This window comes from Streptomyces sp. NPDC104814 (assembly GCF_055583185.1).
The window spans coordinates 514,865-526,274 of the sequence record NZ_JBVJOL010000004.1; the positions used below are offsets into that span (position 1 = coordinate 514,865).

General features: G+C 69.6%; 11 protein-coding genes, 1 rRNA gene and 1 riboswitch. Of the genes, 1 reads left to right on the forward strand and 11 read right to left on the reverse strand.

The genetic code is table 11. The features are described 5' to 3' along the window. Positions 1 to 81 precede the first annotated feature (81 nt). A riboswitch (glycine riboswitch) is annotated at positions 82 to 177 on the reverse strand. 114 nt (positions 178 to 291) lie between these two features. Continuing rightward, positions 292 to 663 (forward strand): PRC-barrel domain-containing protein, encoded by a 372-nt coding sequence (locus tag ACZ64A_RS18265; protein ID WP_469811359.1) that lies wholly within the window; start codon positions 292 to 294, stop codon positions 661 to 663. A gap of 121 nt (positions 664 to 784) precedes the next feature. Here ACZ64A_RS18265 and ACZ64A_RS18270 read toward each other — a convergent pair whose 3' ends face one another. The 11 genes from ACZ64A_RS18270 to rrf all read right to left on the reverse strand — a co-directional run. After that, the gene (locus ACZ64A_RS18270; protein ID WP_469811360.1) at positions 785 to 2,284 is read right to left on the reverse strand and encodes a DNA polymerase IV; all 1,500 of its coding nucleotides are present in this window, start codon (positions 2,282 to 2,284) and stop codon (positions 785 to 787) included. Between the two features lie 137 nt (positions 2,285 to 2,421). Then, positions 2,422 to 3,105, reverse strand: a complete 684-nt coding sequence (locus tag ACZ64A_RS18275; protein ID WP_469811362.1) for a MerR family transcriptional regulator — start codon at positions 3,103 to 3,105, stop codon at positions 2,422 to 2,424. A gap of 271 nt (positions 3,106 to 3,376) precedes the next feature. Continuing rightward, entirely contained in the window at positions 3,377 to 3,850 is a 474-nt protein-coding gene (locus ACZ64A_RS18280) for a bifunctional nuclease family protein (protein WP_053666762.1), read from the reverse strand. Between the two features lie 85 nt (positions 3,851 to 3,935). Next, complete coding sequence (gene ftsR, locus ACZ64A_RS18285; RefSeq protein ID WP_469811363.1) at positions 3,936 to 4,673, reverse strand: transcriptional regulator FtsR; 738 nt, start codon at positions 4,671 to 4,673, stop codon at positions 3,936 to 3,938. A gap of 43 nt (positions 4,674 to 4,716) precedes the next feature. Then, a complete protein-coding gene (locus tag ACZ64A_RS18290; RefSeq protein ID WP_469811364.1) occupies positions 4,717 to 5,550 on the reverse strand; it encodes an FHA domain-containing protein in 834 nt (277 codons plus the stop codon). 190 nt (positions 5,551 to 5,740) lie between these two features. After that, positions 5,741 to 6,637: a DUF881 domain-containing protein gene (locus tag ACZ64A_RS18295; RefSeq protein ID WP_469811365.1), complete on the reverse strand. Its 897-nt coding sequence runs from the start codon at positions 6,635 to 6,637 to the stop codon at positions 5,741 to 5,743. A gap of 5 nt (positions 6,638 to 6,642) precedes the next feature. After that, entirely contained in the window at positions 6,643 to 6,975 is a 333-nt protein-coding gene (locus tag ACZ64A_RS18300) for a small basic family protein (RefSeq protein ID WP_003988855.1), read from the reverse strand. Then, positions 6,972 to 7,817, reverse strand: coding sequence for a DUF881 domain-containing protein (locus ACZ64A_RS18305; protein WP_469811366.1), 846 nt, complete (start codon positions 7,815 to 7,817; stop codon positions 6,972 to 6,974). Before ACZ64A_RS18305 ends, ACZ64A_RS18300 begins: the two co-directional genes overlap by 4 nt. Before the next feature lie 168 nt (positions 7,818 to 7,985). Further along, positions 7,986 to 10,481, reverse strand: coding sequence for a sugar phosphate nucleotidyltransferase (locus tag ACZ64A_RS18310; RefSeq protein ID WP_469811367.1), 2,496 nt, complete (start codon positions 10,479 to 10,481; stop codon positions 7,986 to 7,988). A 118-nt stretch (positions 10,482 to 10,599) separates the two neighbouring features. Next, on the reverse strand, positions 10,600 to 11,208 hold the full coding sequence (locus ACZ64A_RS18315; protein WP_361626716.1) for a CDP-alcohol phosphatidyltransferase family protein: 609 nt from the start codon (positions 11,206 to 11,208) through the stop codon (positions 10,600 to 10,602). A 107-nt stretch (positions 11,209 to 11,315) separates the two neighbouring features. Next, positions 11,316 to 11,410 (reverse strand): 5S ribosomal RNA (gene rrf / locus ACZ64A_RS18320); the annotation flags it as partial.

Below are 11,410 nucleotides of genomic sequence, written 5' to 3' on the forward strand. Positions count from 1 at the left end.
ACCGGAGCGCCCGAGGGCACCCGGCTTTCACCGTCGGTGAGAGCGGAAGCCGTCGGCACCCGCCCTGCTTTCCAGAGTGACCTCGTCCGTGCGGTACGTGAGCCTGAGAGATTCCGGGGAGGATTTGCTCCTTCGGCGCCTCCGATGAAGTCTGGAGGACTCTCCCGCACGGGGTCAGCAGCCGTTGTCAGCCTACCAAGCGAGGTCAACGCCGGGGCCCCCGAGTGGCCGCCATCACGATTGTGCTCTTTCGTAGTGCTTACAGCAGTCTTGCGAGCGAGTGGAGGGCCCGTGCAGACCGAGATCGATCCGCGCAACCTGATCGGCCGCAAGGCGTTCGACCGCAGCGGCGTCAAGATCGGCACCGTCGACGAGGTCTACCTCGACGACGCGACGGGCGTGCCGGAGTGGGCCGCCATACGGACGGGTCTGTTCAGCAGGGACGCCTTCGTCCCTCTGGAGCCGAGCGAACTGATCGAGGGCGCCCTGCACGTCCCCTTCGAACGCGCCCTGATCAAGGACGCCCCTGACTTCGGCGTGGGCCGCCACCTCTCCCCGGAACAGGAACTCCAGCTCTACCACCACTACGGCCTCGACATCACCGCCCCTCCCCCGCTCCAGGACCACGACTTCGGCAAGGTGGCCGGCACGGAGGAGCCCTGACGGGCAGTTCCGGACCCATCCCCTTCCCGCCGGCGCCCGCCCCCATACGGCCCGCCCACATGCGACAGGTCGGGACCGGCGCGTCCGTGCGGACCGGACCGCGCACCCCCTCCCCTGCACTTCAGCTCGGGGAGGGCGGTCCCCTCCACCCGCTGGCCGCCGGGTGGCCGGCCTCGGCGCCGCCGTCGACCGCCGGCCCCTCCGCCGCGGACCCGGCCCCCGGTCCGACCGCCCCCGAAGCCGCTCCGTCGAGGTACGCGGCCGGGGCGTCCGGTCTTCGCCGCACCAGCGGCAGCGGTTCCGCCGGCTCCAGCGCGGGATCGTCCGTCCGGAACGTCCGGACCCGGCCCGGCGCCGAGTCGGGTGTCTCGAAGCGGACCGTGACCCGGCCCAGGCCGCTGCCCTGGACCCAACCGTGCCCGTACTCCGTGTGCCGCACGTCGTGCCCCGGCAGCCAGAGCCGCTGCTCCGGCTCAGGTCCCTCGGAGACGGGCTGCGGCGCCTGCGCGGCGTCCTCCTCCTGCGGCCCCTCAGCCCGCGCCAGCTCCCCGGCCGCCTGCGCGAACAGGTCCTCCTGGGTGTAGTCGGCGAGCCCGGTGACGCCGACTCCGAGCAGCCGCACCCCGCCCGTCGTGTCCACCGCGTCCAGCAGCCTCAGCGCCGCCTCCCGGACCACCGCGGGATCGTCCGTCGGCCCGCGCAGCGTCTCCGACCGGGTCAACGTCGAGAAGTCGTAGCGCCGCACCTTCAGCACGATGGTCCGCCCGGACAGCCCGGCGGAGCGCAGCCGCCGCACACAGCGCTCGGCCAGCCGCTGCACCTCCAGCCCGATCCGCAGCCGGTCGTGGATGTCCACGTCGTAGGTGTCCTCGACGGAGACCGACTTCGCCTCCCGCTCCGCCACCACGGGACGCTCGTCGTGCGCCAGCGCCATGGCGTACAGACCGTGGCCATGGGCCTTGCCGAGCAGCCGGACCAGCTCGTCCTCACCGGCCTCCACGATCTCGTCGACCGTGCTGATCCCGGCCCGCCGCAGATGGTCGCCGGTCGCCGGCCCCACTCCCGGCAGGGTCCGCACCGACAGCGGCCCGAGCAGAGCCCGCTCGGTGCCCGGCTCGATCAGCTCCAGCCCGTCCGGCTTGGCCCGCTCGGAGGCGATCTTCGCGATCATCTTGGACGCGGCGAGTCCCACCGAACCGGTCAGCCCGGTGACCGCCAGGATGTCCGCGCGCAGCTTCAGCCCCGCCCGCTCGGCCGACTCGCTGTCCCAGGCGACTCCCCCGGCCTCCAGGTCCACGAACGCCTCGTCCAGACTGAGCGGCTCCACCAGCGGCGAGAGCGCCCGCAGCAGCCCTATCACCTGCTCGCTGATCGCCCGGTAGAAGGTGAAGCGGGGCGTGAGGTACGCGGCGTTCGGCGCCAGCCGGCGCGCCTGGGCCGTGGGCATCGCCGAATGGACCCCGAAGACCCGCGCCTCGTACGACGCGGTGGCCACCACGCCGCGCGGCCCGAGCCCGCCGACGACGACGGCCTTCCCGCGCAGGCTGGGCTTGGACGCCTGCTCCGCCGACGCGAAGAAGGCATCCATGTCCAGATGCAGAATCGTGGGCGCGGTCCTCACATGTCCGATCCTGCACCACACCACTGACAACGCCGCCCCGACGGTCCGGAGACCGGCACAGGCCCGGCGGTCCCGGCCGGCACAGCCCCGCGACGGCGGAGCGGCACCGCGTCACGCCGCGGCAGCCGAGAGCCGGGCTAGACCGCCCGGTTGCGCCGGCGCGCCAGCTCGTCACCCGGGTTGTGCCCGACGAGGGTCTCGCCCGTGTCGACCCGCTCGCCGTGCAGCTGCGACAGCGCGTGCTCCACGTCCCGCCACACCACGCCGACGGCGATGCCGAAAATGCCCTGTCCGCCCTGCAGCAGGGCGTGCACCTCGTCGGGCGAGGTGCACTCGTACACGGTCGCGCCGTCGCTGAGCAGGGTCATGCGCTCCAGGTCGCTGAACCCTCGCTCACGAAGGTGCTGGACGGCGGTGCGGATGTTCTGCAGGGACACCCCGGTGTCGAGGAACCGCTTGACGATCTTCAGGACGACGACGTCCCGGAAGCTGTACAGGCGCTGCGTACCGGAACCGTGGGCGGGCCGCACACTGGGCTCGACGAGTCCGGTGCGGGCCCAGTAGTCGAGTTGCCGGTAGGTGATCCCGGCGGCCGCGCACGCCGTGGGCCCCCGGTAGCCGATCTCCTCGGACGCCATGGACGTCGCCTCTCCGCCGCTCGGCACGGCCGTCGGTCGCTGCGGAGCGTGATCGGCCGCGCTGCCGGGATGGGCATACCCGCTGCTCGAGCGCAGCCGAGAGCCAGGGGAAGGAAGGGGACCGCTCCCGCCGAAACCGCGTTCGGGGGCACCCCCAGCCCAACCGCCGCCGCTGCTTCCCACGCCGACCTCCGTCCTCGACCTGCCTTCTCGAAGGTAGGCAGCCACCAGGGGTGCGTCAACGACCGCCACACTCGGCACGCCGAGTGATAATCACCCTAAGAGTGGTTTCCCGTACCCCACCGCGGGGAAAGGCTAGCCGAATGCGCTCGAGGCAGAGCGTAGGACGCTCTCACGCGCCATCGGCACATGCCGACATTCTCAGCCGCAGCGCCGCATGCCGCGACCTGCGCGGACCGGACCTCCCGGCCCGCGCCGGCCCCGTTTTCCGCGGCTACTGGCTGCTGGTGCCGAAGTCCTCCGGCGAGATCTGGTCGAGGAACTCGCGGAACTTCTCCACCTCGTCCTCCTGCTCGTCCGGAATGGCGATGCCCGCGTCGTCGAGCACCGCGTCACTGCCGTAGATCGGCGTGCCGGTGCGCAACGCCAGCGCTATGGCATCAGACGGACGGGCGCTCACCTCGACGCCGCTGGCGAACACCAGCTCGGCGTAGAAGACGCCCTCACGCAGGTCCGTGATGCGTACTTCGGTGAGTTCCTGACCGACGGCCTCCAGCACGTCCTTGAACAGGTCGTGGGTCAGCGGCCGTGCGGGGGCCATGCCCTGCTGGGCGAAAGCGATCGCCGTCGCCTCCCCCGGCCCGATCCAGATGGGGAGGTAACGGTCGCCTCCCACTTCGCGCAGGAGCACGATCGGTTGGTTGGAGGGCATTTCGACCCGGACACCTACGACATCGAGCTCGTTCACACAGCAACCCTAGGCCGTGCCCGGGATGTTTGGGTAGTCGGGCCGGGAACGCATGGATGATCATCACATCCGGCGCCCGCCCGGCTCAGGGCAGCCGCACCCCGAGAGCTGTCTGCACCAGTGCCGCGTGCAGCTTGACGGCGAGGTCCGCCAGTTCCCTGGTCCGGTCCTCGGCGTGAGCCCGGGTCTGCGGATTGCGGTGACGCTTGAGCGGGGCCACCACCTGCTCCACCAGCCCGGCCTCGCGGTCGGCGGCGGCCTTCATCACCCGCAGATGGCGCGGCTCGATCCCGAACCGGCCCAGCTGAGCGATCAGCGAGGCCACGGTGACCGTCTCCGCGTCGTACACACCGTCCTCCAGCGGAGCGATCAGGCCGTACGACTCCCACTCCTGGAGGTCCTGCTCCCCGATCTCCGCGGCCGCCAGCAGCTCGAAGCGGCCGATACGGGCGACGGTGGGCTGCTCCGGCAGCTCGCGCAGCATCTCGCCGTCCCGCTGCCGGCCGAGCGTCGGCAGGCGGACGCTCTCGCCACGCTCCAGGGCGTCCAGGTGCTCGCGGATCACCTTCAGCGGCAGATAGTGGTCCCGCTGCATCCGCAGCACCCGGCCGAGGCGCTCGACGTCCTGGGCGCTGAACTTGCGATACCCCGACGGGGTCCGCTGCGGCTCGATCAACCCCTCCGACTCCAGGAAGCGGATCTTGGAGATGGTGACCTCGGGGAACTCCTCGCGCAGCATGGTCAGCACCGTGCCGATGCTCATCAAGCCACTGTCCGCCGCGGCGGTGCCGTGGCCGGCACCGCCGCCCGGTGTTCGAAGCATGGACCTTCCCTGGGGGTGCCCCCGGACTCAGTCCGAGGGAGGGTCAGTAGCCCCGCTGGCTCGCGTAGAAGACCAGCCGGTACTTGCCGATCTGCACCTCGTCGCCGTTGTGCAGGGCGACCTGGTCGATGCGCTCGCGGTTGACGTAGGTGCCGTTGAGGCTGCCCACGTCGGCGACCGTGAACGTGCCGTCCGGGCTGCGCCGGAACTCCACATGGCGGCGGGAGACCGTGACGTCGTCCAGGAAGATGTCGCTCTGCGGGTGGCGGCCGGCCGTGGTCAGCTCACCGTCCAGCAGGAAGCGGCTGCCCTGGTTCGGACCGCGGCGCACGACCAGGAGCGCGGAACCCAGCGGCAGCGCGTCCACGGCCGCCTGCGCCTCCGGGGACAGCGCCGGGAGCTGCGTCTGACCGGTGACCTCGGCGTCGTAGGCCTCGATGCCGGAGATGGAGATCGTGGACGTCGTCTCGGAGGCGCGCTCCGGCACCGCCCCGGCGCGCAGCGGCGCACCGCAGTTGTTGCAGAAGCGGCTGTTCTCCGCGTTGCGGTGACCGCACCTCGTGCAGACCAGGGCCGACATGGACGGATCCTCCTGCCGCGGCTGCCCCGCCGGGGCATGGGACGCGTACGGGTCGGCGGGGAACCCTCCACCCGTACCTGAGGTTGACGGTTGGCCGAAACCTATGCCGCCGGCCTGGGCAGGGTCAACAGACGGCGCGCCCTGACCTCCGGAAATGCCACCGCCCGGACCAGCCACCTGGTCCCGGAACAGCGGACGCTGCGCCTCTTCCTCCGGCTGGGCGCGATGGCGAGCGGTCGCGTTGCTGTCGCTGCCCTCTCGCGCGCTCTTGCCGAACAACCTCGCAAACAACTTCACGGGCGATTCCCCTTGACCGAAACAGACCCGCCCGTGGGGCAGGACGAACCCTGACTGAACACACCGGTCGACCCGGACATCCTCACAACGTCCGTATCCACCAAACAGTTTCCACCACGCACCACCCCTTCGGTGCGCCGACCCCCCGCAAGCTCATGCCCTCGTGCGACGCGCCCCATGCACCCCCGGTTCACTGGGAGGACGACCGAGCGTAGTCAGGCTGCTTCGCCGCTCGCAAGGCGTCCACGACGATCTTGCTCGATCGCTCGACAGTCACGGTGGCCTGCTCCTTCTCCAGGGTCTGCACCACGCCTCCAGGGATGTTGAGCGCCGGTTCCAGGTCCTGCGGCTTGCCGATGACCTTGAAACGATAGGGCGCGGTGATCTTGTTCCCGTCGACGCTCACGCTCTTGCCGGAGTCGGTCAGATAGGTGCCTGCGACCACCCGCACACCGTTGACCTGAATGGCCTCGGCGCCCGCCGCGCGCAGCTCCTGGATCGCGTCCAGCAGCATGTCCGCCTGGACCGTCCCCTTCGTGTCGTCGATGGTCATCGTGATGCCCGGACCCTGCGCCGCCACCGTGCCCGCCAGAATGCCGAGTTGCCGTTCCTTCTCCACCGTCTGCTTGCGGGCCTCCTCGGCCTGGTCCGAGCTGTTCTCCAGCTCCTGGCGCTGCTTGTCGAGCCCCTGCTTCTCGTCCTCAAGACGCTGTGTGCGGTCGTCGAGTTCATCGAGGATCCGCACAAGATCCTCCTGCCGGGCACCGCGCAGCGCGCTGTCACTGTCGCTGTTGGAGGCGACCTGGACGGCGAGCCCGAAGCCCAGACCGAAGAGCAGCACGGCCACGATCAGTTGGGCTCGCGTGACACGCGGCGGCCACAGGCCCTTCACCAGTCGCTGCCGACCGGTGACCCCACCGGTCACGGCACCGGGCGGCACGGCCCCCGGAGCGGCCCCGGCTTCCGGAGCGGCCCCGGCCCCGGGTGCCTGCGCCGGCACCTCCTCGGGCAACTCCCGGCGCAGCTTGTGCTCGGAGCTCTCGGGCCGGTCGCTCTGGTTCTCGGGCGTCTCGTCGTCGTCGCTCATCGCCCTCACGCCCGGAACACGTGCCGTCGGATCGCCGCGGCGTTGGAGAAGATCCGGATGCCGAGCACGACCACGACACCCGTCGACAGCTGCGCACCCACGCCCAGCTTGTCCCCGAGGAACACGATCAGCGCGGCCACCACCACGTTGGACAGGAACGACACCACGAAGACCTTGTCGTCGAAGATGCCGTCGAGCATGGCCCGCAGACCACCGAAGACGGCGTCCAGTGCCGCCACGACGGCGATCGGCAGATACGGCTCGACGACCGCCGGAACCTCCGGCCGGACCAACAGGCCGGCCACGACTCCCACGACGAGGCCCAGTACGGCGATCACGATGTGCCCTTCTCAGTCTTTGCCGTGTCCGGCTGTGCTGTACGTACGATCACGCTCGGTGCGGCCGGCAGCTGAAGGTCGCTCTGCACGGAGATGTTGGTACGGATTCCGTAGTTCTCCTGCAGGGCGTTCAGATACAGCCCGTCCGCGCTGTCCTGGAACCGCGTGCTCAGCTTTTCCCCGTCCCCCACCGCGAGCACCGTGTACGGCGGCACGAGCGGCTTGTTGTCGACCAGTATCGCGTCCCCGGCGGCCCTGATCGCGGACAGCGCCGTCAGCCGCTGCCCGTTGATCGCCACGGCCTCCGCGCCGGACGCCCACAGGCCGTTGACCACCCGCTGCATGTCCCGGTCGCGCACCCGGCCCGTGTCGGAGAAGCCACTTGTCTCCCGCGGGTTACCGGCCTGGCCGGAGCTGGCTTCCTTGGCGTCGTCGACGACCAGCTTCACCCCCGGCCCGTGCACCGCGGTCGCCCCGGACAGGATGCCCACCAGCTCCGCCTGCCCGCCGCCTCCGCTCGTCCTGAGCGCCTCGCGCTGCCGCGCGCCCACCTCGTCACGCAGCTTGTCGACGCTGCCCTCGAGGCCGTCGGCCGTCTTCGTCTCCCGGTCGATACGGTCGAGCAGCTCCTGGCGCTCCTTGGCGACGACCGGGGCGGCCACCCGCGCCTGTGCGGCACCGACGGTGACCACGAGCGCCGCGAGCACCAGCCCGGCGGCGAGCCCCAGCTTGGCCCTCAGCGTCTTCGGCAGACCTCCCGAACCGGCCGCCCGCTTGCGGGCAGCGGCCTCCGCATAGCCGTCGTCGAGGCTGTGGTCCATGACGTTGGTGAGCAGCGACATGGACGCGTCCGGCCGCGACGGTGGCGTACGAGTGCTCCGAACGGGGGGCTGCTGCGGCATGCCGCACATCGTCGCACGTCGCGACGGATTCCTCCGAATGGCCCCACCGGCGTGCCGGACAGGCCCCCCTCGGGGGGCTTTGTCCGGCACGCACGCGTGCGGTGGTGCCTAGCGTCCCGCGCTGTCCACGACGGCCGACCAGTCGTCCAGCAGGGCCTGAGCGGAGGCGTCGTCGGGGCCCTCCGCCCACAGATGGGTGACCGCCTCGGCCGGGTCCGGCAGCACCATCACCCAGCGCCCGTCGGACTCCACCACCCGCACACCGTCGGTGGTGTCCACATGGCGGTCTCCCGCCGCCTCGACGACCCGCCGCATCACGAGCCCCTTGACCGCCCACGGGGTCGCCAGATCGCGCTTGAGCACGTGCGCCCGCGGAATCCGCGCGTCGATCTGGCTGAGCGTGAGCTGCGTCCGCGCGACCAGCCCGATCAGCCGTACGAAGGCGGCCGTACCGTCGTAGACGCTGCTGAACTCGGGGACGATGAAGCCGCCCTTGCCGTCACCACCGAAGATGGTGGCCTCCTCACCGCCGACCCGCGTCAGGTCGTCCGGCGAGGTGGTCGTCCACTCCACCTGGGTGCCGTGGTACGCGGCCACCTGCTCGGCGATCCGCGTGGTCGTCACCGGAAGCGCCACCCGGCCGCTGCGCCGCTCGGCGGCGATCAGGTCGAGCATCACCAGCAGGGCCCGGTCGTCCTCGATGATCCGGCCCTTCTCGTCCACGAGCGACAACCGCTCGCCGACCGGGTCGAACCGCACACCGAACGCGGCACCCGAGGACGCCACGATCTCACCGAGCCGCACCAGCCCCGCCCGGCGCATCTCGGTCGTCTCCGTCGGCCGGGACTCGTCGAGACCGGGGTTGATCGTCAGCGAGTCCACACCGAGCTTGCCGAGCAGGCTCGGCAGCACCAGACCGGCGCTTCCGTTGGAGGCGTCCACGACGACCTTCAGACCCGACTCGGCGATGCCGGTCGTGTCCACGTTGCGCAACAGCGACCCTGTGTAGGAGTCGAAGACGCTGGCCGGGAAGTGCAGGTCCCCGATCTCGCCGGGGAACGCGCGCCGGTACTCCTGCCGCGCGAAGACCCGGTCGAGCTTGCGCTGGCCGCCCTGCGAGAGGTCGGCGCCCTGCGAGTCGAAGAACATGATGTCGACCGAGTCCGGCACGCCGGGCGTGGTCCGGATCATGATCCCGCCGGCGCTTCCCCGGGCGGTCTGCTGCCGCGCCACCGGCAGCGGCACGTTCTCCAGGTCACGTACGTCGATGGCACTGGCCTGCAGTGCGGAGATCACCGCCCGCTTCAGCGCACGGGCACCACGGGAGTGGTCGCGGGCCGTGGTGACCGTGGAACCCTTCTTGAGGGTCGTGGCGTAGGCGCCGGCCAGCCGCACGGCCAGCTCCGGCGTGATCTCCACGTTGAGGATGCCGGACACCCCTCGGGCGCCGAACAGATGGGCCTGCCCGCGGGACTCCCAGATGACCGACTGGTTGACGAAGGCACCGGCCTCGATCGTCTTGAACGGGTAGACCCGCACATTGCCCTGCACGATCGATTCCTCGCCGATCAGGCACTCGTCACCGATGACGGCACCGTCCTCGATGCGAGCGGCCCGCATGATGTCGGTGTTCTTGCCGACGACGCATCCGCGCAGATTGCTGTGCTGCCCGACATAGACGTTGTCGTGCACGACGGCCTTGTGCAGGAAGGCGCCGCTCTTGACGACGACATTGGAGCCCACCACGGTGTGCTCACGAATCTCGGCGCCGGCTTCCACCTTGGCGTAGTCGCCGATGTACAGCGGCCCGCGCAGCACGGCGTCCGGATGGACCTCCGCGCCCTCCGCGACCCACACGCCCGGCGAGATCTCGAAGCCGTCGATGTCGACGTCGACCTTGCCCTCCAGGACGTCGGCCTGCGCCTTCACATAGCTCTCGTGCGTGCCGACGTCCTCCCAGTAGCCCTCGGCGACAAAGCCGTAGATCGGCTTGCCCTCCTTCATGAGCTGCGGGAAGACATCACCGGACCAGTCGACGGGCACATCGGGCTCGACGTAGTTGAACACCTCGGGCTCCATGACATAGATGCCCGTGTTCACGGTGTCCGAGAAGACCTGGCCCCAGGTCGGCTTCTCGAGGAAGCGCTCGACCTTGCCCTCCTCGTCGACGATGGTGATGCCGAATTCCAGCGGATTGGGCACACGGGTCAGGCAGACCGTGACCATCGCGCCCTTTTCCTTGTGGAAATTGACCAGCTCAGTGAGGTCGAAGTCGGTCAGGGCGTCACCGGAGATGACGAGGAAGGCATCGTCCTTCAATGCCTCTTCGGCGTTCTTGACACTTCCGGCGGTACCGAGTGGCTTCTCCTCATTGGCATAGGTGAGCTCCATGCCGAGCTCTTCACCGTCACCGAAGTAGTTCTTGACCAGCGACGCCAGGAACTGCACTGTTACGACGGTCTCGTTGAGCCCATGCCTTTTCAGCAGCCGCAGCACATGCTCCATGATCGGTCGGTTGGCGACCGGCAGGAGCGGCTTGGGCATGCTCGAGGTCATGGGACGAAGGCGAGTGCCTTCGCCTCCGGCCATCACGACGGCCTTCATGTCGGAAGCGTCCTCCTCTAAAGACGACGGTCTAGCCGACTACTCCCGTTCAGATTCTCCCGTACTTTCCCGGAGCGGGCCATCGGGGACCGCCGTCACCATCGACGGGCGGGAGGAGTCAGTCGGCCGTGGCATCCGCTCGGACCAGGCGGCGGACTTGTACCACGTAGAGGACTCCTGCCCACCAGTACAGCGTTGTACCCCATCCGGCGAACGCCCATCCGAAAATAGCAGCGAGTGACGGCAGCCAGCCAGACCCGTCACTGAGCAGCAGCAACGGGAACGCGTACATCAGGTTGAAGGTCGCGGCCTTGCCGAGGAAGTTGACCTGCGGCGGAGGATAGCCGTGCCGGCGCAGGATGCCCACCATCACCAGCAGGACCAGCTCCCGCGCAAGCAGTACAGCGGTCAACCACAGGGGCAGGATCTCGCGCCAGGTGAGACCCACGAGAGTGGAGAGGATGTAGAGCCGGTCGGCCGCCGGGTCGAGCAGCCGGCCGAGGCTGCTGATCTGGTTCCAGCGCCGGGCGAGCTTCCCGTCCAGATAGTCACTGACACCACTCAGGGCCAGCACGAGAAGTGCCCAGCCGTCGCTCTTCGGGCCGCCGAACTCGGGGCGCAGGATGAGCCACAGGAACAGGGGCACGCCGACGAGCCGCGCCATGCTGAGGATGTTGGGGATGGTGAGGACCCGGTCTGTCTGAACACGAGTCTCCTGGACCTCCACCCGGGGGCCTCCAGTAGAAAATGAGCCAACGATGCCCCCTGACCCTACCTCAACGCAAAAAAGCTCTGGCTCTTGGGCTGTGCCCAAGAGCCAGAGCTCTAAAAGGAGTTCGGCGGTGTCCTACTCTCCCACAGGGTCCCCCCTGCAGTACCATCGGCGCTGTAAGGCTTAGCTTCCGGGTTCGGAATGTAACCGGGCGTTT

Excerpts from the sequence above, each read along its gene's own strand:
- ftsR (WP_469811363.1), bottom strand. The coding sequence starts at position 4,673 with ATGCTTCGAACACCGGGCGGCGGTGCCGGCCACGGCACCGCCGCGGCG.
- ACZ64A_RS18295 (WP_469811365.1), bottom strand. The coding sequence starts at position 6,637 with ATGAGCGACGACGACGAGACGCCCGAGAACCAGAGCGACCGGCCCGAG.
- ACZ64A_RS18305 (WP_469811366.1), bottom strand. The coding sequence starts at position 7,817 with ATGTCGCTGCTCACCAACGTCATGGACCACAGCCTCGACGACGGCTAT.
- ACZ64A_RS18310 (WP_469811367.1), bottom strand. The coding sequence starts at position 10,481 with ATGAAGGCCGTCGTGATGGCCGGAGGCGAAGGCACTCGCCTTCGTCCC.